The organism is Mesorhizobium sp. B2-1-8 (genome assembly GCF_006442545.2).
Taxonomy (GTDB): Bacteria; Pseudomonadota; Alphaproteobacteria; order Rhizobiales; family Rhizobiaceae; genus Mesorhizobium.
In genome coordinates, this window is the sequence record NZ_CP083952.1 from 4990291 (window position 1) to 5010250 (window position 19960).

A 19960-nucleotide genomic window follows, 5' to 3' on the forward strand; every position below is an offset into this window, starting at 1 on the left:
TGATCATGATTTTTTGAGTTCCGCCCGGCTGATTTTCGCTCGCAATTGCGACGGTCGCGCGCTACCCAAAGCACGATTTTCCCGGGCAACGAAGCCCGAACTCGCACAAGGGTCCATTATGCTGCTCGTCGACGTCTATCTCGACAAATCGCCGATCCAGGGCATCGGCGTGTTTGCCAAGAACCACATTGCCAAGGGCACGCTGGTCTGGAGGCTCGACCCCCGGTTCGACCGGATCATCGACGTCGAGACCTATGAGAGCGAGACCGGGCCGGTGAAGAACTATCTCGACCGCTATTCCTACCCCGACCGGCGCGATCCGGCCTATATCGTCTTCGAAGCCGACGACGCCCGCTACATGAACCATGACGACGAGCCGAATTGCGATGTCTCGTCGCCCGAGGAAACCTACGCCTTGCGCGACATCACCCCGGGTGAGGAATTGACCTGCAACTACCACCATTTCTTCGAAACGGGCTTCGATTTCCTCGGCGATCGCCACCTGGAATCCGAAGATTAGTTCGTGCTTTTCTTGCGGGCCGGATAGCCGTTGGGGTGCGGCGGCACCGCTTTGAGATAGGCGGCAATCGCCGCACGGTCGTCCGCCGTCAGTTCGGCCATGTTGCGCTGCACGTCGACCATGGCTCCGCCGACGGAATCGAAATCTGGCGTGAACCCGGTTTCGAGGTAGTTTGCGATGTCGGACGCGGACCAGCTGCCGATACCCCCCTCGCCCGAAGTGACGTTCGCCACGACGCCCGAGCCCTCGGCGGCCACGGCACCGGCCAGCCATTGGCCCTTCCTGATGCCGCCAGCCAAGTCGCGCGGCGTATGGCATTCGCCGCAATGACCCGGCCCTTCGACCAGGTAGCGGCCTGCCATCACGGGTTCCGGCGTGCCATCAGGCAGGGGAATGACAGGCTGGTCGCTGAGATAGAGGCGCTTCCACAGGCCGATGCCTCGCCGGATGTTGAACGGGAACGCCAACGAATTGCCCGGCGCCTTGCCGGCGACGGCGGGAAGCGTCTTCAGGAAAGCGTAGAGGTCGGCGACATCAGATGGTTTCATGCGCGCGTAAGAGGCATAGGGGAATGCCGGATAGAAATGCTCACCCGTGGGCGAAACACCCTTCAGCATGGCATTGGCGAGATCCTCGACCGACCATGCGCCGATGCCATCCTTGGGATCTTGCGAAATGTTGGGCGGAACAAAGGTGCCGAACGGCGTCTTGAGTTCAAGCCCGCCCACGAGTTGAAGCCGTGCATCGCCCTGCGACCCGGGTTTCGCGTGGCAGGAGGTGCAGCCGCCAGCATAGAAGATGCGCTTGCCGCGGGCAACATCGCCGGGGCCGAGTTGGGCCAGGGCCGTTGCTTCCAGCCTGACCGGCGCCGACAGCAGCCACCCGGCGGCCGCGCCGGCGATGCCAAGAACGAGGGCTGCGCCGACGAGCTTCCTCAGCCATGCCATGGCTGGCGATTTAAGCCATGCCATGTCAGGCGATCAGCCCTTCTTAACCCTGTAGCCCTGATGGCAGGTGCCACAGTCCGAGCCGATGGTTCCGATCTGCGTCTTCAGCGCGTCGACGTCGGCCGGAGCGGTTGCGACCGTGGCCTTGACGTTGGCGAGATACCTATCCTCGGTCGCCTTGAAGCCGGCCATGTCTTCCCAGATCTTTGGCGCCGCCGTGGTGTCGCCGGCATCGCTGCCCTTCGGGAACAAGGCCTCTACGTCGAATTTCTCGGCATTTACCTGCAACGCCTGCAACTGCGTCAGCACCGCGGCGGCATCGAAGGGCTCCTCGCCTTTGGCCACTTTCGACAGGCCGCCGACGATCTTTCCGCGTTCCTTCATCAGAGCCTGCCGGTCGAGGATCGGATCGGCAAAGGCGGCCGACGCGGCGAGCGCGAGCATGGAGATGGCGATGACAAGCTTTCTCATTCATTTGGCTCCGTGAGAAGGTATTTCAGGACAGGTCGTTAACGGATGCAGGAGGAGGAATATTCCCTTCTCTCCGCATGGATTTGGACGACCCTACAGCATGTCGCGGCGAATAGGATTCGCACGACCTGCTGTAAGCTTCTGATTTTATGCATGTCGTTGTCCCGGAACCGACGACACTTCCGGGCGACATGCATTAGCTGCGGTGGGGCTTCGACATAGAAGAAAAGGCCCGGGGGTGCCGGGCCTTTCGGAAGATCGATCAGGCATTTGCCTTTTGGTAGAGTTCGAGCACGTGATCCCAGTTGATCAGGCTGTCTACGAAGGCCTCGAGATATTTCGGGCGAGCGTTGCGGTAGTCGATGTAATAGGAGTGCTCCCAGACGTCGACGCCGAGGATCGGCGAGGCGCCGTGAACGAGCGGGTTTTCGCCGTTCGGCGTCTTCGAGATCGCCAGCTTGCCGTCCTTGACCGAAACCCAGGCCCAGCCCGAACCGAACTGCGTCGTGCCGGCGGCGATGAAATCAGCCTTGAACTTGTCGTAGCCGCCGAGATCGCTGTCGAAAGCCTTCTGCAGCGCGCCAGGCAGCTTGTTGCCGCCGCCGCCCTTCTTCATCCACTTCCAGAAATGGATGTGGTTGTAGTGCTGCGCGGCATTGTTGAAGAGACCGGCATTCTTGCCGAACGACTGCTTGACCACTTCTTCGACGGAAAGATCGCCAAGGCCGGCTTCGGCGGCGAGCTTGTTGCCGTTGTCGACATAGGCCTTGTGATGCTTGTCGTGGTGATACTCCAGCGTCTCTTTCGACATATAGGGCTGCAGGGCCTCATAGTCGTAGGGCAGAGCGGGCAATTCGAAAGCCATGGGTAGTACTCCCTCGTGGAAAATCCGGTGTGGATACCGGAGTAAGATAGGTCGGGGTTGAGCTGGAACAACTCCGGAAGTGGAGCGTCGGTTCCCTTTCTAAGCGGGTTCCCGAGAACTGTCACACGCTTTTCCCGCGGCCAACCGCGCAGCGACAAAAAGGCCGGACTGGGCGCCTCAGCCAGCCGAGGTCGAATGCGCCCAATCCCAATAGAGTTCGCGTGCCTTCTTGGCCACCGGGCCAGGTTGCAGGTCGCGGTCCTCGATGCGGGTGATCGGCACCACCTTGGAGTGATTGCCGGTCGAGAAGATTTCGTCCGCTTCGAGGAAATCCCGCACCGACAGCGTCTTTTCGGTGGTCCTGAACCCATAATCGCCGAGCAGCGCCATCGTGCGCGAGCGGGTGATGCCGGACAGGAAGGTTCCGTTGGGCGCCGGCGTCAGCACATGGCCGTCCTTGACCAGGAAGATGTTCGAACTTCCGGTCTCCGCGACATTGCCCAGCATGTCGAGCACAAGCGCATTGTCGAAGCCGCGCGCCTTGGCCTCAAGGATGGCGCGGCCGTTGTTGGGATAGAGGCAGCCGGCTTTGGCGTTGGTCGGCATGGTTTCGATGGTCGGGCGCCGAAACGGCGACACGGTCACGGAAAAGCCTGTCGGCGAAATCATCGGCGATTCATAGAGGCACAGGCAGAAACGGGTCGAGGCGGGATCGGCCGGCACGCCCATGTAGCCGCCATGCTCGGCCCAGTACATCGGCCTGATGTAGACCGCCGTCTTGCCGTCGAACTTCTTCAATCCGTCCCAGGTCAGCCCGACGATCCGCTCGGGCGTCATGTTCGGCGCCAGGCCGAGCGCGGTCGCCGAGGCATTGACGCGTGCGGCATGAAGTTCGAGATCGGGCGCGACGCCCTCGAACCAGCGAGCTCCGTCGAACACGCTGGTGCCGAGCCACATGGCGTGGCTGCGCGGTCCCAGAATGGCGACATTGCCTTCATACCAATCGCCATCGACGAAAGTCCATGTCGCGGATTGCGCCGCCGCAGCCAGTGTCATCGCGTTTTCCTGTTCCGGTCAATCTTGTGTGACAACATTGGATGATGCTTTGGTCGCTGCCGTCAACCAGCATCGGGGAGTTTTGTTGAGGCCAGCGACGGGTGCGAGGCAATCAGGGCTTGCACCTTGTCCCGCCTCGCCTCAAAACTGTTGCCATGCAATACGCCGCCTATGTTTTCGACGCCTATGGCACGCTGTTCGACGTACACGCGGCCGTGCGCCGCCATGCAGACGCGATCGGACCGGACGGCCAGCTCCTGTCCGAAGTCTGGCGCGCCAAGCAACTCGAATACTCCTGGGTGCGCACGCTGATGAGCGCCTATGCCGATTTCTGGCAGTTGACGGAACAGGCGCTGGACTTCGCCTTGCGCAAGGTCCCTTCGGCCGATCCGAGCCTCAAGGCGAAACTGCTGGAAGCCTATTGGAGGCTGGACTGTTACCCCGAAGTGCCGGCCGTGCTGAAAGCGCTCAAGGCTTCGGGCGCCAGGCTGGCGATCCTCTCCAATGGCTCGCCCGAAATGCTGGAGGCGGCGGTCAAGTCCGCGGCACTCGACCAGGTCCTGGACGACATCTATTCGGTCGATGCGGTGCGTCGTTTCAAGACCGATCCAGCGGTCTACGACATGGTCGCCACCGGCTGGCGGCTTTATCCCGGCGCGATCTCCTTCCAGTCCTCCAATCGCTGGGACATCGCGGGCGCCACCAAATTCGGCTTCCGCACGGTTTGGATCAACCGCTCCAACCAGCCGGAGGAATATCGGGACTTGCCGCCGGCCCTGATCCTGCCGTCACTGGAGGCACTCGTATCCGGCGCCTGATAGACCTGTGGCTCCAACGCCACAGGGGCGGCGCAGTCACAGCTTCGCCTTTGTTTGTCCACGTTCGAGCCAGAATCGGAACCGTCTATCGCCTCAGGTGTTGTCAGGCACCCGTAGCGGACGTCGACGTGTTGACGCTTTGTTGCGATCTGAGTCTTAAAGAAGGCAGCCATGTCCATAACCGAAATCGAATCTTATCGCCTGAGCCGTCGCGGCTTTCTCAACGCCGCAGCCCTGGGCGCCGCCTCGATCGCGGTTTCGGCATGCGCCACCACGGGACCGGGGCCAGCCGAGCCGCCGCCGCCAACCTATGTCGAGCCTCCGCTCGCCGACTATGCGTCGATGTACGCGGCTGTCAGCGATGGCGGCTTCGATCTGCCGGCCATCCCCGTCGACAGGATCGATCCGCAGTTCCTGCGCCAGATTGTGCCCGATCCGACCGGACAGAAGCCGGGGACCATCGTCGTCGATACGACGGGCCATTTCCTCTATCTGGTTCGCCCGGGCGGCCAGGCCATCCGCTATGGCGTCGGCCTCGGGCGCGCTGGCTTCGAATGGTCGGGCGACGCGGTCGTCCAGTGGAAGCAGAAATGGCCGAAATGGACGCCGCCGGACGAGATGGTCGCTCGCCAGCCGGAATTGAAGCAGTACAGTGCCGACAATGGCGGCATGCCCGGAGGCTTGAAGAACCCGCTCGGGGCGCGCGCGCTCTATCTCTTCCAGGGCAATGTGGACACGCTCTATCGCCTGCACGGCTCGCCGGAATGGCGTTCGATCGGCAAATCGGTGTCGTCGGGCTGCGTGCGCCTGATGAACCAGGACATCATCGACCTTTATGATCGCGTGCCGTCGAAAACGCCGGTCATCGTCACCAGCGACGCTCGCCAACCGATGGTGGCGACGGCCAATCACAAGGCCATCCCGATCGACGCCGGCGTGCCGGACGGATCGGTCCTGCTCGGACCGGTCAAAGCGGTGACGGACGCGATTTTCTGAGTTGATCGATATCCAAGGCGGCGAACCACGCCGCCTTGGAGTTTGAGCCATTGGTGTCTGTTCTCAGCCTGGCAAATAGGCGCTGCTCCAGGAAACACTGGCGGCACCCGACTTCAGCATTCTGTCGATTTCAGCATCGTCATAGCCGACGGCGGCGAGAACGGTGCGTGTCGAGGCGCCGTATTTCTCTGCCGACGCAAGAGCATAGACCTTTCCCTCGCTGGGCCGGACGGCGAAAGGATCAAGTTGGGTCACCATGTGGCCGCTCGGGTGATCCGGGAAGACGGAGAATGAGTAACTGCCATATTCGGTACCAGGCCTGCCGTCCGCCATCCTTGCGTTCCGGCCCCGGATCGTCTCGATGTTCTCGCAAGGCGATGCACCGATATCAGCCTCGACAAGGCGCTGTTGCCAAATCTCGGCCGGTTCGGTCATGAATATCTTGGCCAGATGGGTCTCCCGGTCGGGCTCCGGTATCGAAGCCAGCCCTGTCAATCCCTCTACTGTCTCGAAGCGTGGTAAGTCGGCGTCCGACGCACATAGCAGGATCGAATCACCGGACGCCGTTTCATAAAGCCGGGACAATGGGTCGAACCCTTTTGTCTCGCGGCCCGCCGGTTCGTCGAATGGTCGGCGGCCCTCATAGTCGTAGCAGAAGGGGATCTGCGCCAGCCCTGTCAGCGCCGACAGCGACGTGCGTGGCCGGCCGACAACGCCGGTTGTGGATTTCTGGAAAAGCGCGGCAGCCACGCCGACAGCGGCGCCAAAGCCGCACATGACGTCGATGGTGCCGACATGGGCATGTTCTTCCGGCGTCTGCATCGATCCCCCAAACCGAAGCATGATGCCGGTCGCCGCCTGAACCAGATCGTCATAGCCAAGATAGTTGGTGCGCGGTCCGACGCGGACGCCACTGAAGCAATCGAGCTGACAGAAAATTGCGTCGGGGTTGAGGGCTCTCATCCCTTCGAGGTCGAGTCCCATGACTTCGACCTGACGGTCGGTGGCGTTCCAGACGACGACATCCACGGACTTGACCAATCTCTCGAATGCCTCGCGCCCGTCAACGGTTGCGATATCCAGCAGCGCGGATTTTTTGCCGCGCATGTGGGACATGCCAAAAATCACCGTGTTCCAGCAGTCGTAGAACGGTTTTGCCGGATCGATCTTGATCACCTCCGCGCCGAAGCGGGCGAGGTACGCGACCGAGTGCGGGCCCGCGATGACGTTGCAGAGGTCGAGTATCTTGATGCCGTCGAGCCAGCCGACCGAAGCATTGGCGGTTGGAACAGGCGGGAGCTGCCGTTTCACTTCAGCCAGCCTTGCCTGGGCCTCGGCCACGGTTACCCAGCTACGCGGCACCGGGTTCAGCATGGCTTGCGCACTTTCCTGCAGCCATACCATCGGCCCCGGCTGGATCATGCGGCCCAGTATGGGATCGTCGACCTCGATCATCAGGCCAGTTGCCCTGGCATGATCGTCGGCGATCCATTCCTGCAGCCAACGCTGCGGTGCTCCCGGAAACAGCCCCTCGCCGAAAATGCGCTCCCATTGCGCCGCAGTGCGGGTCAGGAAAACCGCTTTCATCCTTGCGGCAATCTTGTCGGCCCAGAATTTCGGCAAGGGATAGACGCCGAGCGACGCGTCCGACGACCATTCCGAGACGGGAAGATAGGTGTCGTCTTCCTCGCGGAGCCCTTCACTCACGAGTTCATCGTAAAGGCCCAGCGTCTGCAGGCAACGTTTGGCGTGGTTCTTGTGGCTTGGGCAGACGACGTAGAACATCCGACCGTCGCCGCACATGTAGCTGCGATAGAAGGGATCGAGGAATTCCTGCAAGTCGCCATAGGACATGTCCATCGGCAGGCCTTCCTTGCGGCGCCGTTCGATCTCCCGCTCGCGCTGCGTCCGATAGCGAAGCGGATAGTCTTCGATCCTGATGGAGTTGTAGGACAAGCCCTCCATCACCGCGCTGGCGAGCGGCACTTCGATATGATCACCGTGTCCGGTCCGCTGGCGACTTTGAAGAGCCAGAACGGTTGCGGAAGCAGCGAGCATGGTGCCATAGGCGGAGGCCAGGGGCAGCGGCGAAAAGGACGGATTGATCCCCATCAGCACCCGGTTGAGCCCCATGTCCGTGAAGACGCCGGACGAGGCCGCGATAACGGTCTCGAAGGCGCGCCAGTCGCTGCGCAGTTGATCGTTCGAGGCGAAGCCGGGGATCGATACCGTGATCAACTCGGGACGGACTTTTCGCAGCGCTTCGAAGTCGATGCCGAGCCGGGCCAAGACTTTGGGCCTGAAATTCTCGATGACGATGTCGGCTTGGGCGACCAGCGCGTTCGCCTCGTTCAAGCCTGCTGCGGTTTTCAGGTCGATCGTGACGCTCAACTTGTTGCGGTTGAGAATTGCATTGGCCGGATTGTCCCAGAGCGGACCCGAGGGGGGATCGACGTGAACGACGCTCGCGCCGAGATCGCCGAGGATCATCGCCACCGCAGGACCGGCGATGTACTGCCCGAAATCGATGATCTTGATGCCGGACAGCGGCAGTGCCGAACGCGAAATCGATGTCATGGCGGTGATCTCTTGCTCAGTGTCCGTGTCGCTGCGCGTCGTCGATGATCCAGCGCGCCGCCTTTTCGGCGATCATCATCGTGGGAGCACTGGTGTTGCCGCTGGTGATCGTCGGCATCACGCTGGCGTCGACAACCCGCAATCCCTCGATGCCGCGGACACGCAGCCGACTGTCGAGAACGGCCATCCCGTCGTCGTTGTGCCCCATCCTGACGGTTCCCACGGGATGGAAGATGGTGTTTGCTATGTCGCCCGCGAGTTTCGCGAGATCTTCATCGCTCTGGAATTCCACGCCGGGCTTCCATTCGACGGGATTATATCTTGCAAGCGCCGGCTGGCCGACGATCGACCTAATCTGCCTGATGCTGTCGGCGGCAATCTTGCGATCTTCCTCGGTGCTCAAATAATTGGGGGCTATGGCGGGCGCTTCCCCGCGCTGAGCGGAGCGGACCCGCACACTGCCGCGACTGGTCGGATTGAGGTTGCAGACACTGGCGGTGAAGGCCGGGATGGTGTGCAGAGGTTCGCCGAACGCGTCGAGACTAAGCGGCTGCACATGATATTCGAGATTGGCATGCGCCTGGCCTGGATCGGAGCGTGTGAACGCGCCGAGCTGCGATGGCGACATGCTCATCGGCCCGGAGCGCTTCAAAGCGTATTCCAGTCCGATCATTGCCTTGCCGACAAGACTGTTGGCAAGCGTGTTGAGTGTCCTGGCATTGGTGACCTTGAAGACGGCGCGGATCTGCAAATGATCCTGCAAATTTTCTCCAACGCCCGGGAGATCAAGCTCGACGTCGATGCCGGCCCCCTTGAGAAGCGCCGCCGGGCCGATGCCCGAGAGCTGCAGTACGTGCGGAGAGCCAATCGCCCCGGCCGACAGAATGACCTCACATTTCGCCTGGGCCGACACCTGCTGGTTGCGCCTGTGGAGGAACAGCCCCGTGCACCGCTTGCGCCCATCCGGCGCGGTTTCGATGCACAGCCTGTCGACTTCGGCCTCGGTCCAGATCACCAGGTTGCGGCGATGGCGGATCGGCCGCAGAAAGGCTTTCGACGTGTTCCACCGCCAGCCGGATTTCTGGTTGACCTCGAAGTAGCCGACACCTTCGTTGTCGCCGCCGTTGAAATCGGATGATCGGGGGATGCCCGCCTGAACAGCGGCGTCGGTGAAGGATTCGAGAATGTCCCATTTGAGACGCTGCTTTTCGATGCGCCACTCGCCGCCGTGTCCATGCATGTCCGAGAACCGGCTGTTGCCGCCGGTGGCGGGGTCGGCGCCGTTGTCGAGGCGATAGTGATCCTCATGCGCCATGAAGTCCGGCAGCGATTTTTCCCATGACCACTCGCCATCGCCGGTGACTGCCGCCCATTGATCGTAGTCGCGAGACTGGCCGCGCATGTAGATCATGCCATTGATCGAGGAGCAGCCACCCAGGACCTTGCCCCGGGGATAACGCAGGGAGCGGCCGTTTAGACCCGCCTCGGGCTCGGTGTTGTAAAGCCAGTCGGTGCGCGAATTGCCGATGCAGTAAAGATAACCCACGGGAATGTGAATCCAGGGGTAGCTGTCGTTCCGGCCAGCCTCGATCAACAGAACCCGCCTGGCGGGATCGCTGCTGAGACGGCTGGCAAGCAGGCAACCCGCCGACCCGGCGCCGACCACTATGTAATCGAAAACGTCAATATCCGAGCGAACGCCCCGCGCCTTCATTCCCGTCAATCCTCCGCGAAATGCGATGAACAGCAGCGCCGCGCCGCGTTCACAAGGGCACTGCAAGCCGGGTGTTTCTTATAATTCCCATCGCCCGCGACCATCATCGACATGCCTCCCATGCCACAATGCGGCTATCCGCTTGCTGAATCCAATGATAAATTGAAGAAACGATTATAACGGAAATTTATATGGACCATCTGGATTTCAGGTTGGTGAAGGCGTTCGTTACCGTGGCGCAGGAAGGCAACGTCACCAAGGCGGCCGAATTGCTGAATCTCACCCAGCCTGCCGTCAGCCTTCAGCTCAAACGGCTCTCCCAGGACGTCGGAGTGACATTGTTCCATCGGACCGCCGGCGGACTTGAATTGACGCGCGACGGCGCGCTGCTTGCGGCCAAAGGCCAGCAGGTGCTGGCCCAGGCGGCGGAGTTCAGACAGACCGCCAGGCATCTCAGCACGAAGCTGCGCGGCAAACTCAGGATCGGTACGATCATCGACCCTGAATTCACCCGCCTGGGCGCATTTCTGCAGGCCCTCGCCGAAAGTGGCCCGGGCATGGACACGGAACTTCGGCAAGGCATGAGTGGCGAGGTCGCCATCCGGCTGAAGCGCAACGAACTGGATGTCGGCTTTTTTCTCGGCGATCTCGACGATTTCGGCACCAGCACCGATGCCGCCGACACGCAATCCGAGGCCCAGTTCTTCATCAAGCCATTGTCACGCATGACCTATCGCGTCGTGGCGCCGCCTGGCTTTGCCGGCATGGTGGCAGGGCGGGACTGGAAGGAGCTTGCCGAGCTTCCCTGGATCGGCACTCCATCGGAATCGGTCCATAACAGGCTGCTTGCGAGGCAATTTGGCGGCCTCAAGCAGAACATCGTCGCCCTGGTCGACCAGGAAACCTCGATGCTGGCGATGGTTCGTACCGGCCTCGGGCTAAGCCTCTGCCGGGAATCGATCGCGCTCAATGAACGACAGGCAAACGGCCTGGTTATCGCGGACAGGGTCAAGCTGGAGACCAGCCTGGGTTTTGCCTGCCTGTTCGCGCGGCGATCCGATCCAAATGTCTCTCTGGCCTTCGACGTCATCGAGCGAATCTGGCGCGGTGAACATTAGACACACCTTCAGCTCGGCTCCGAAGCTGCCGAGGGCTTTGAAGCCGTCGGTCAAGGTCGCCTGCGAAGGCATCCACGGTCCGGAGCGGCTTAACGTCCCCGCGAAAGGCTCCCCAGAATCCCGCGCACGATCGCACGTCCGACCGACGAGCCAACCGAGCGTACCACCGACTTGATCGCGGCTTCCGCCACCGTCTGGCGGTTGGAAGGGCGCGGGGCCGGCGCGCGCCGGCCGCCGGACTGCGGCGCTGGATCGTCATTGCCGAAGCCTGGAATGGTCCAGCGCGAGCCGCCAGTGCCTGCCTGCTGCGCCTGCGCCTCTGCGTCCTGCGTCTCCTTGGCTTTTTTCTGCAGCATCTCGAAGGCCGATTCGCGGTCGATGACCTGGTCATACTGGCCGGTGACTGGGCTTTCCCCGATCAGCTTCTGCCGCTCGGCGGGAGTGATGGGTCCAAGCCTCGATGACGGCGGACGGATCAGCGTGCGCTGGACCATCGACGGAATGCCCTTGGCCTCCAGCGTCGAGACCAGCGCCTCGCCGGTGGCGAGCTGGGTGATGGCGGTGGCGCAGTCGAAGTCGGGATTGGGCCGGAAGGTTTCGGCCGCCGTCCTCACCGCCTGCTGCTCGCGCGGCGTGTAGGCGCGCAGCGCGTGCTGCACGCGGTTGCCAAGTTGGGCTAGGACCTTTTCGGGAATATCCAGAGGATTCTGAGTGACGAAATAGACGCCGACGCCCTTGGAGCGGATCAGGCGGACCACTTGCTCGACCCGGTCGATCAGCACCTTCGGCGCCTCGTCGAACAAGAGGTGCGCCTCGTCGAAGAAGAACACCAGCTTCGGCTTGTCGGGGTCGCCGACTTCGGGCAGTTCCTCGAACAGCTCCGACATCAGCCAGAGCAGGAACGTCGCGTAGAGGCGCGGATTCATCATCAACTTGTCGGCGGCCAGCACGCTGATGGCACCGCGACCGTCACGGGTCGTGCGCATGATGTCGGAAATCCGCAAGGCCGGCTCACCGAAGAAGTTCGCCGCGCCCTGCTGCTCCAGCACCAGCAGCGTGCGCTGAATGGCGCCGACAGAGGGTTTCGTTACATTGCCATAGCGGGCGCTGATCTCTTCGGCGCGCTCCGCAATGTTGGCGAGAAGCGCCTGCAGGTCCTTGAGGTCGAGGAGAAGCAGGCCCTCTTCATCGGCAATGCGGAAGGCAATGTTCATGATGCCTTCCTGTGCGTCCGTCAGGTTCATCAGCCGCGACAGGAGCAGCGGTCCCATTTCCGAAATGGTCGCGCGGATGGGGTGGCCCTGCTCACCGAACAGGTCCCAGAAGATGACCGGGAATTCCTGAAAATCATAAGGGTCGAGTTTGACCTGTTGTGCCCGCTTGACCAGGAAATCCTGGGCGGCGCCCATCATGGCGATACCGGAAAGGTCGCCCTTGATGTCGGCGCAGAAGACCGGCACGCCGGCGTTGGAAAAACCTTCAGCCAGGATCTGCAAGGTGACGGTCTTGCCGGTACCGGTGGCGCCGGTCACCAGACCGTGGCGGTTGCCATATTGCAGCAGCAGATTTTCGGCGCGCTGATAACTGTCGTCGGGCTTGCGGCTGGCGCCGATGAAAATACTGGTATCGTCAGCCATATGTCCGGTCTCCGCAAACTGATGTGTCTAAAGCCAGCCTTTGCCCGAAACGTATAGTGAGGCCGTTGCACAGCGACAATGACAATTGTCCAACGCGGGCCAATCATCCAATCGGGTAATCGTCCAATGGGGTAATCGCCAGGAGCGGATTTTGGAACTTGCGAATTTCGATGGTGTTTGGCAATCGTTCATGGTCCGCCTACGCAAGCCGCCCTATATCAGGTGGATCGAATATCAGGTGAGTGGGATAAGGGCCTTGGACGCGCATTGCGATAACCGACCGGGGACCGTAGACTGGGCTGCCCGGGCTGGTGCGGCCACATAGAACGAGGACGATGAATGGGCGCCGGAGCCTTGACCAGGGATGTTGAGCCAACGGATGCGCAGCGTCAGCGATGGCTGGCCTTGGCGGAAAAGGCGTTGGCCGGCGCATCCTTCGAGGCAAAGCTGGTCTCGCATACCGACGACAACATCCGCGTCGAGCCGCTCTATGACCGCGCGACCGGAGCCGAACCGATCGTGCGCGCCAATCCTCAATCGCCCTGGATCGTCAGCCAGCGTGTCGACGACCCCAATGTCGATCGCGCCAAGGGCCAGGCCCTGGAAGACATCGCGCAGGGCGCGACGGGACTGTCGCTTGTCTTCGAGGGTGCCCCGAACGCGTTCGGCTACGGCCTGCCGAGGACGGCGCAGGCACTGGAAACGGTGCTGGAGGGCGTGCCCCTCAACAGGATCCAGATCCGCATCGACACCCACCCCTGGAGCCGCCCCATGGCCGACTGGCTGGTGGCGTTCCTGAGCAAGCGCCGCTCCGATCCGGCAAAGCTCAACCTTTCCTTCGGCATCGATCCGGCGGCCATCCTCGCCGGCACCGGCCGGCTGCGCATGTCGATCGAGGCGCTGCAGGAATCGATGCCGCAATCGCTGGCGCATTTCTTCTCGATGGGCGTCCCCGGTGTGCTTCTGGAGGCGGACGGTCGCGTCTTTCACAATGCCGGCGCCACGGAAGCGCAGGAACTCGGCATCATGCTGGCTTCGGCGGTCTCGTATCTCAGAATGTTCGAGAAGGCGCGGCAGCCGCTCGTCTATGCCGCGCCTCATATCGGTTTCGCGCTCAGCGTCGACCAGGACCAGTTCCTGTCAATGGCCAAGGTTAGGGCCTTGCGCAGGCTGTGGGCACGAGCCCAGGAGGCCTGCTCGATCCCCAATTCCACGGCCAACATCCATGCCGAGACATCATTTCGCATGATGACGGCATTGGACCCCGAAAACAACATCCTGCGCACGACGATCGGCTGCTTCGCCGCAGCGGCGGGAGGCGCCGATTCGATCTCCATCCTGCCGCATACGATCGCGCATGGCCTGCCGGCTGCTTTTGCCCGCCGCGTCGCGCGCAACGCGCAGCTGATCATGGCCAATGAAAGCCATGTCGATCATGTCGCCGATCCCGCCTATGGCTCCGGCGCCGTCGAAGCGGTTACGTCAGACCTTTGCGAAGCAGCGTGGGCGGAATTGCAGACGATCGAGGCAGAGGGGGGCGTGTTGTCCAGCCTTCGGGACGGACATATCCAGCAGCGCGTCCGCACTGCCGCCGCCCAGCGCGGCATTGCCTTCAAGTCAGGCGAGCGGGCCATCATCGGCGCCACGCTTCACCCCTTGAAGAGCGAGCGTCCGATCGAGACGCTGAACGCAGAGCGGCGACCTGCCTTCACCGAGGGTGTCGTCCTGTGCGAAGCGCTGTCGCCGGTCCGCATCGATCAATCCATCGGGGCCGCTTCTTGATTCCGGATTTCAGTCAGATCGGCTGGGTGCCACCCCGCCGCGCACCGGTCGAGGTCAAGGGACAGCGGACGACGCCGGAAGGTCTTGTCGTCAAGCAGTTGTACAGCCAGGGCGACCTCAAGGGGTTGCCGCATCTCGACACCTATCCGGGCCTGGCGCCCTTCGTGCGCGGCCCCTACCCGACCATGTATGTCCAGCAGCCCTGGACGATCCGGCAATATGCAGGTTTTTCGACCGCCGAGGAGTCCAACGCCTTTTACCGGCGCAACCTTGCCGCCGGCCAGAAAGGTCTTTCGGTTGCCTTCGATCTCGCCACGCATCGCGGCTATGATTCAGACCATCCGCGTGTCGCCGGCGATGTCGGCATGGCGGGCGTGGCCATCGATTCCATCCTCGACATGCGGCAGTTGTTCGACGGCATTCCGCTCGGCGACATGACCGTGTCGATGACTATGAACGGCGCGGTTCTGCCGATCATGGCGCTCTACATCGTGGCGGCCGAAGAACAAGGCGTCGCGCAGAAGGATTTGGCGGGGACCATTCAGAACGACATTCTGAAGGAGTTCATGGTCCGCAACACCTACATCTATCCGCCGAAGCCCTCGATGCGGATCGTCTCCGACATCTTCTCCTACACCTCGAAGAACATGCCGAAGTTCAATTCGATATCGATCTCCGGCTATCACATGCAGGAGGCAGGCGCGACCGCCGACCTGGAACTCGCCTATACGATCGCCGACGGCATCGAATATGCCCGCGCCGGCGTCGCGGCAGGGCTCGATATCGACCGCTTCGCGCCGCGCCTGTCCTTCTTCTGGGCGATCGGCATGAACTTCTTCATGGAAGTGGCAAAGCTCAGGGCCGCACGCCTATTGTGGGCGACGCTGATGAAAAAGAACTTCGCGCCGAAGGACGAGCGGTCGCTGTCCCTGCGTACCCATTGCCAGACCTCCGGCTGGTCGCTGACGGCGCAGGATCCCTACAACAACATCATCCGCACCATGATCGAGGCGATGGCCGCGACCCAGGGGCATACACAGTCGCTGCACACCAATTCCTTCGACGAAGCAATGGCGCTGCCGACCGACCATTCGGCGCGCATCGCCCGCAACACGCAACTCATCCTGCAGAAGGAATCCGGTACCACGCGCATCATCGATCCGTGGGGCGGTTCGGCCTATCTCGAGCGGCTGACGCACGATCTGGCGGCGCGTGCGCTTGCCCATATCGAGGAGGTCGAGGCTCTCGGCGGCATGGCGGCGGCGATCGAAAAGGGCATACCCAAGCTGCGCATCGAGGAAGCCGCGGCCCGCACGCAGGCGCGCATCGATTCCGGCGAGCAGATGCTGGTCGGCGTCAATGCGCATCGCCCCGGAACCGATATCGAAGTCGACGTTCTGAAGATCGACAATGCCGAGGTCAGGGCCAGGCAACTCTCGAAGCTGCAACGGCTGAAAGGCACGCGCGACGTCGCCTCCGTCGAAAGCGCGCTGGATGCGCTGACCCGTGCCGCACAAGGCCAGGACAACCTCCTGGAGTTCGCCATCCGCGCCGCGCGCGCCAATGCCACTGTCGGCGAAATCTCGTTCGCCTTGGAAAGAGCCTATGGGCGCCATGTGGCCACGGTGCAGACCATTTCCGGTGTCTACCGCAAGGCGCTTGGCGACAATCCTGTGGTCGATCGGCTGCAGGACAAGCTTGATGCCTTCGAAAAGAAAAACGGCGGCAAGCCGCGCATTCTCGTCGCCAAGATGGGACAGGACGGCCACGACCGCGGGCAGAAGGTGATCGCCACCGCCTTCGCCGATCTCGGCTTCGACGTCACCGTCGGCGCCATGTTCCAGACGCCGGAAGAGATCGCCAGGCTGGCTGTCCAGCATGACGTCCACATCATCGGCGCCTCATCACTGGCAGCCGGCCACCTGACGCTGATCCCCGAATTGCGCGACACGCTGAAGAAGCTCGGCCGAGGCGACATGCTGATCGTGGCCGGCGGCGTTATCCCGCCGCAGGACTACGATGCGGTGCTACGAGCGGGTGCTGCGGAAATCTTCCCGCCGGGCACGGTCATTCCGGAAGCGGCGGATCGGCTGCTGGATCGGCTGCTGGCGCGTTGAGCGAAACATTGTAGCGCTGGAAAGGTTGTGTCACAATGACGAATGCAACCAAGGGTAACAGCCGTGAAGACTATTGTCCGCAAGCTCGACGACGGATCAGGTGTCGTGATCTTGCCGCAGGAAATGCTGGACAACCTGAACATGCGAGTAGGCGATCAATTCCAGATCATCGAAACCGATGACTGCGGCATTCTAAGACCGGTGAGAAGTGACGTCGAACGGCAGATGCGCGCTGCTCGTGATGTCATGGACCAGTATGAGGCCGCATTGCAAAGTATGGCCAAGTAGACGGACCTAGCTTGCGTCAACTCTCCGAGAGCTTGACGATCTCCCACTCCTTGCCGTTGACGCTGGCGACGTCGCCGAGCTTCTTGCCAAACAGCGCGACCGCCATCGGCGAGACATGCGAAATGCTGCCCTTGGCTGGATTGGCTTCGTCCTCGCCGACGATCTTCCAGTGCACCTTCTTGCCATCATCACTTTCCAGCGTGACTCCCATGCCGAAGCGGACGACATCGCTGCCGGGCTCAGGCACGGAAAGCTCGGCACTCTCGCGCCGCGCGGTCCAATAGCGAAGATCGCGCGACACGACCGCGATGCGCTCGCGGTCGGCTTTCCGCTCCGCTTTCGCCATGATATCGCGCAGATCGGCCAGATTGTCCTCGATCTGCGCCAGGCCGCGCTCCGTCACAAGGTTACGGTGCGTGCTGATCGGCCGCTCGCCAACGCCGGCGATGGCATTCTCGCTGTCTTCTTCGCGGGTAAAAGCTCTGCTCATTCCCTGAACTTAGGCGCCGAGTAGCTGCTCGGCAAGCCATTGCCGCTGAGAAGAGGCGCGCCGGACGTCTGGCATGATTCCTGCGGTGTCGGGGCTGAACACTGGGATTCTGTGCCGATGTTGAACAGACGAACGTTGCTGACGCAAACCGCCGGCTTTGCCGTCATGGGCCTTGCGCTCGGCAAGGCGACAGCCGCCAGCCTGACGGGCATCGAGAAAGCCTCGATGCGCGGCTCGATCAACGCCACCGAACTTGGCGTGCAGCCGGGTACGTTTGACGACCAGAGCAAGGCCTTCGCCAAGCTGCTGCGCGACGCGAACGGCCGCGACATGCCGGTCTTCCTGCCGCCCGGCACCTATGTGGTGTCCAATCTCTCGCTGCCCGGCCGCGTGCGTCTTTCCGGCGTGCCGGGTGCCACGCGGATCGTCTACGGCGGCGACGGCCATCTGTTCATGACCGAACAGGCCGACCATATCGAACTCAGCGGGCTGGTCTTCGACGGCTCGAACCGCTCGATGGGCGACTACGCACAGGGGCTGCTCGATTTGCGCCGGGTCGCGCACCTGATGGTGGATAACTGCCAGATCACAGGCAGCGGCAAGAACGGGCTGGCGCTGGAACATGCGGTGGGCCGGATCGAGCGCTCGGACATATCCGGGGCCGCCGATGCCGGCATCTATTCAGTCGAAGCCGGAGGCCTGGCAATTTCAGGCAACACCGTCTCCGATTGCGCCAATGGCGGCATCCTGGTGCATCGCTGGCAAGCGGCGGAAGACGGCACCATGGTCACCGGCAACCGCGTCGAACACATTGGCGCGCGCAGCGGGGGTACCGGCCAGAACGGCAACGGCATCAATGCCTTCCGCGCCGGAAATGTCGTCATCTCGGGCAATGTGGTTTCGGACTGCGCTTTTTCGGCGATCCGGGCCAACAGTTCCAGCAATTTGCAGATATCGGGCAACACCTGCTCACGCTCGGGCGAGACCGCGGTCTATTCCGAATTCTCGTTCGAGGGCGCCGTCATCAGCAACAATATCGTCGATGGTGCGGCCAACGGCATCTCGATCGTCAACTTCAACGAAGGCGGCCGCATGGGTGTCTGCTCCGGCAACATCGTGCGCAATTTGTCGACCAGCGTCCCCTACACAGCGGACCCGCCAGGGTTCGGTGTCGGCATTGCCGTCGAAGCCGACACCATCGCTTCCAACAACGTCATCGAGAACGCGCCGCTCTATGGCATGTCGATCGGCTGGGGGCCGTATCTGCGCAATGTCGTGGCCACCGGCAACATCATCCGCAAGGCAGGCACCGGCATCGTCGTCAGCGTGGTCGAGGGTGCCGGCACTGCCGTCATTTCCGACAATGTCATCGATGGTGCGCTGAACGGGGCCGTCGTCGGGCAGCGCTGGGCGGAGCCGGTAACAGCTGACCTCACCCAGACCAGCAGCAGCGGTTATGCGCATCTGTCCGTCGAGCGCAACCGCGTCAGCTGATCGCTGCTTTCAATTCAAGGCCGGCGTCGGCCTCAGTGCCCCGACCTTGGCGCCAATCCGGCTTTCGATCGGCGCGTTCGCCAGTTCGAGCAGCTTCGCCGCCAAGGCCTCGTCCGCCCGCAGCAGCCTGGCGAGCACGGCGGCGGCGATGGCGTCGCCGGCGCGCCCGGCACCGTCATCGCATTTGACGGCGATACCGAGGCCGAGTTCCGGAATTGCGGCACAATGGACGCCCTCGGCTCCGCCTTTCGCAAAGATTCGGCCAGGTGCTGCCTCCATCAAGGCAAGATCGGCACGGCCGGTGCCGGCGACGAAGAACGGCTCCGCCATACAGGCGGAGAGCAGGCGCTTCGCAGCCTTTGCCCGCTCCGGGCCAAAGCCCTGTGCCGTGGCCATGCGGGCAAAGCCGAGCGCGAAACTCCTCAGCGGCACCGCATAGGTCGGGATCGAGCAGCCGTCGATCGCGCGTTCGTCGGCACCGTGGACAGCGCCGGTGACTGCCTGCATGGCGTCGCGCACCATTTCCTGCAGAGCGTGATCCGGTCTCACATAACCGCGATGCGCGATGCCTGAATGGACGCAGGTGCATAAGAATCCGGAATGCTTGCCGGAACAATTGTTATGCAGCGCATTTGGCGAACCGCCGGCACGCGCGAGCGCAATCTCCGCGCCATGGTTCGAGGGCCAGTGGGTCCCGCATTCGAGTGCCGACCCGTCCAACCCAGCCCTGGCCAGCATGGACCGCGCCAGTTCGACATGCGCAGGCTCGCCGGAATGGGAGGCACAGGCCAGCGCCAGTTCGCGGTTGCCGAAGCCGTACGCATCGGCAGCACCCGTTTCGACAAGCGGCAGGGCCTGGATCGCCTTGACGGCGGAACGGGGAAAGACCGGCTTCGAAGTGTCGCCGATCTCCAGGACCGGCTTGCCGTCGGCATCGAAGACGGCGACGGCACCGCGATGGGCGCTCTCGACAATGGCGCCGCGCAAAACCTCGATCAGAACCGGATTTGTCATGTCACCTCCCGCAAAATCAAAATGTTACAGCGTCCTTCGCCCGCCCAACGGCGCGC

Annotated in this window: 17 protein-coding genes; 8 read left to right on the forward strand and 9 right to left on the reverse strand. The window is 62.4% G+C overall.

Annotation, left to right across the window (positions count from 1 at the left end; translation table 11 throughout):
* The first annotated feature begins 118 nt into the window (after window positions 1-118).
* Complete coding sequence (locus tag FJ970_RS24615; RefSeq protein WP_140762894.1) at window positions 119-520, forward strand: SET domain-containing protein; 402 nt, start codon at window positions 119-121, stop codon at window positions 518-520.
* Here FJ970_RS24615 and FJ970_RS24620 read toward each other — a convergent pair.
* The 4 genes from FJ970_RS24620 to FJ970_RS24635 all read right to left on the reverse strand — a co-directional run bounded on the left by FJ970_RS24620 (window position 517) and on the right by FJ970_RS24635 (window position 3859).
* Complete coding sequence (locus tag FJ970_RS24620; RefSeq protein WP_140762961.1) at window positions 517-1467, reverse strand: cytochrome c; 951 nt, start codon at window positions 1465-1467, stop codon at window positions 517-519. The genes FJ970_RS24615 and FJ970_RS24620 overlap by 4 nt on opposite strands.
* A gap of 33 nt (window positions 1468-1500) precedes the next feature.
* Window positions 1501-1938 (reverse strand): c-type cytochrome, encoded by a 438-nt coding sequence (locus tag FJ970_RS24625; RefSeq protein ID WP_140762892.1) that lies wholly within the window; start codon window positions 1936-1938, stop codon window positions 1501-1503.
* A 262-nt stretch (window positions 1939-2200) separates the two neighbouring features.
* The gene (locus FJ970_RS24630) at window positions 2201-2803 is read right to left on the reverse strand and encodes a superoxide dismutase (protein WP_140762889.1); all 603 of its coding nucleotides are present in this window, start codon (window positions 2801-2803) and stop codon (window positions 2201-2203) included.
* 177 nt (window positions 2804-2980) lie between these two features.
* The gene (locus FJ970_RS24635) at window positions 2981-3859 is read right to left on the reverse strand and encodes a branched-chain amino acid aminotransferase (protein ID WP_140762886.1); all 879 of its coding nucleotides are present in this window, start codon (window positions 3857-3859) and stop codon (window positions 2981-2983) included.
* Between the two features lie 155 nt (window positions 3860-4014).
* Here FJ970_RS24635 and FJ970_RS24640 point away from each other — a divergent pair, with 155 nt between their 5' ends.
* Window positions 4015-4677 carry a haloacid dehalogenase type II gene (locus tag FJ970_RS24640; RefSeq protein ID WP_140762882.1) on the forward strand — a complete coding sequence of 221 codons (663 nt, stop codon included), beginning with the start codon at window positions 4015-4017 and terminating at the stop codon, window positions 4675-4677.
* A gap of 171 nt (window positions 4678-4848) precedes the next feature.
* Window positions 4849-5673: a L,D-transpeptidase gene (locus FJ970_RS24645; RefSeq protein ID WP_140506114.1), complete on the forward strand. Its 825-nt coding sequence runs from the start codon at window positions 4849-4851 to the stop codon at window positions 5671-5673.
* Window positions 5674-5736: 63 nt separating this feature from the next.
* On the opposite strand, the gene FJ970_RS24650 is transcribed toward FJ970_RS24645, so the two are convergent.
* Complete coding sequence (locus FJ970_RS24650; protein ID WP_140762878.1) at window positions 5737-8250, reverse strand: CoA transferase; 2514 nt, start codon at window positions 8248-8250, stop codon at window positions 5737-5739.
* A 16-nt stretch (window positions 8251-8266) separates the two neighbouring features.
* Window positions 8267-9964: a GMC family oxidoreductase gene (locus tag FJ970_RS24655; RefSeq protein WP_140762875.1), complete on the reverse strand. Its 1698-nt coding sequence runs from the start codon at window positions 9962-9964 to the stop codon at window positions 8267-8269.
* 191 nt (window positions 9965-10155) lie between these two features.
* Between FJ970_RS24655 and FJ970_RS24660 the strand changes: the two genes are divergently transcribed.
* Complete coding sequence (locus tag FJ970_RS24660) at window positions 10156-11082, forward strand: LysR family transcriptional regulator (protein WP_140762872.1); 927 nt, start codon at window positions 10156-10158, stop codon at window positions 11080-11082.
* An 89-nt stretch (window positions 11083-11171) separates the two neighbouring features.
* Here the strand turns inward: FJ970_RS24660 and FJ970_RS24665 are convergent, their stop codons facing one another.
* Complete coding sequence (locus tag FJ970_RS24665; RefSeq protein WP_140762869.1) at window positions 11172-12719, reverse strand: helicase HerA-like C-terminal domain-containing protein; 1548 nt, start codon at window positions 12717-12719, stop codon at window positions 11172-11174.
* 339 nt (window positions 12720-13058) lie between these two features.
* Between FJ970_RS24665 and FJ970_RS24670 the strand changes: the two genes are divergently transcribed.
* From FJ970_RS24670 to FJ970_RS24680, 3 genes are all read left to right on the forward strand, one after another.
* On the forward strand, window positions 13059-14501 hold the full coding sequence (locus tag FJ970_RS24670) for a methylmalonyl-CoA mutase subunit beta (RefSeq protein WP_140762866.1): 1443 nt from the start codon (window positions 13059-13061) through the stop codon (window positions 14499-14501).
* On the forward strand, window positions 14498-16618 hold the full coding sequence (scpA, locus tag FJ970_RS24675) for a methylmalonyl-CoA mutase (RefSeq protein ID WP_140762863.1): 2121 nt from the start codon (window positions 14498-14500) through the stop codon (window positions 16616-16618). Before FJ970_RS24670 ends, scpA begins: the two co-directional genes overlap by 4 nt.
* Before the next feature lie 63 nt (window positions 16619-16681).
* On the forward strand, window positions 16682-16906 hold the full coding sequence (locus tag FJ970_RS24680) for an AbrB/MazE/SpoVT family DNA-binding domain-containing protein (protein ID WP_140762859.1): 225 nt from the start codon (window positions 16682-16684) through the stop codon (window positions 16904-16906).
* Between the two features lie 16 nt (window positions 16907-16922).
* Here FJ970_RS24680 and greA read toward each other — a convergent pair whose 3' ends face one another.
* Window positions 16923-17396: a transcription elongation factor GreA gene (gene greA / locus FJ970_RS24685; protein WP_140762856.1), complete on the reverse strand. Its 474-nt coding sequence runs from the start codon at window positions 17394-17396 to the stop codon at window positions 16923-16925.
* Window positions 17397-17513: 117 nt separating this feature from the next.
* Between greA and FJ970_RS24690 the strand changes: the two genes are divergently transcribed.
* Window positions 17514-18890, forward strand: coding sequence for a TIGR03808 family TAT-translocated repetitive protein (locus FJ970_RS24690; protein ID WP_140762851.1), 1377 nt, complete (start codon window positions 17514-17516; stop codon window positions 18888-18890).
* 9 nt (window positions 18891-18899) lie between these two features.
* Here FJ970_RS24690 and FJ970_RS24695 read toward each other — a convergent pair whose 3' ends face one another.
* The gene (locus tag FJ970_RS24695) at window positions 18900-19904 is read right to left on the reverse strand and encodes an asparaginase (RefSeq protein ID WP_140762848.1); all 1005 of its coding nucleotides are present in this window, start codon (window positions 19902-19904) and stop codon (window positions 18900-18902) included.
* Window positions 19905-19960: the final 56 nt, after the last annotated feature.

What these genes read in the sequence shown, in the direction of transcription:
- FJ970_RS24645 (WP_140506114.1), top strand. Translation starts at nt 4,849, where the DNA reads ATGTCCATAACCGAAATCGAATCTTATCGCCTGAGCCGTCGCGGCTTT.
- FJ970_RS24660 (WP_140762872.1), top strand. Translation starts at nt 10,156, where the DNA reads ATGGACCATCTGGATTTCAGGTTGGTGAAGGCGTTCGTTACCGTGGCG.
- FJ970_RS24695 (WP_140762848.1), bottom strand. Translation starts at nt 19,904, where the DNA reads ATGACAAATCCGGTTCTGATCGAGGTTTTGCGCGGCGCCATTGTCGAG.
- FJ970_RS24615 (WP_140762894.1), top strand. Translation starts at nt 119, where the DNA reads ATGCTGCTCGTCGACGTCTATCTCGACAAATCGCCGATCCAGGGCATC.
- FJ970_RS24655 (WP_140762875.1), bottom strand. Translation starts at nt 9,964, where the DNA reads ATGAAGGCGCGGGGCGTTCGCTCGGATATTGACGTTTTCGATTACATA.
- FJ970_RS24620 (WP_140762961.1), bottom strand. Translation starts at nt 1,467, where the DNA reads ATGGCATGGCTGAGGAAGCTCGTCGGCGCAGCCCTCGTTCTTGGCATC.
- FJ970_RS24635 (WP_140762886.1), bottom strand. Translation starts at nt 3,859, where the DNA reads ATGACACTGGCTGCGGCGGCGCAATCCGCGACATGGACTTTCGTCGAT.
- greA (WP_140762856.1), bottom strand. Translation starts at nt 17,396, where the DNA reads ATGAGCAGAGCTTTTACCCGCGAAGAAGACAGCGAGAATGCCATCGCC.
- FJ970_RS24650 (WP_140762878.1), bottom strand. Translation starts at nt 8,250, where the DNA reads ATGACATCGATTTCGCGTTCGGCACTGCCGCTGTCCGGCATCAAGATC.
- FJ970_RS24665 (WP_140762869.1), bottom strand. Translation starts at nt 12,719, where the DNA reads ATGGCTGACGATACCAGTATTTTCATCGGCGCCAGCCGCAAGCCCGAC.
- FJ970_RS24690 (WP_140762851.1), top strand. Translation starts at nt 17,514, where the DNA reads ATGTTGAACAGACGAACGTTGCTGACGCAAACCGCCGGCTTTGCCGTC.
- FJ970_RS24670 (WP_140762866.1), top strand. Translation starts at nt 13,059, where the DNA reads ATGGGCGCCGGAGCCTTGACCAGGGATGTTGAGCCAACGGATGCGCAG.
- FJ970_RS24630 (WP_140762889.1), bottom strand. Translation starts at nt 2,803, where the DNA reads ATGGCTTTCGAATTGCCCGCTCTGCCCTACGACTATGAGGCCCTGCAG.
- FJ970_RS24625 (WP_140762892.1), bottom strand. Translation starts at nt 1,938, where the DNA reads ATGAGAAAGCTTGTCATCGCCATCTCCATGCTCGCGCTCGCCGCGTCG.
- FJ970_RS24640 (WP_140762882.1), top strand. Translation starts at nt 4,015, where the DNA reads ATGCAATACGCCGCCTATGTTTTCGACGCCTATGGCACGCTGTTCGAC.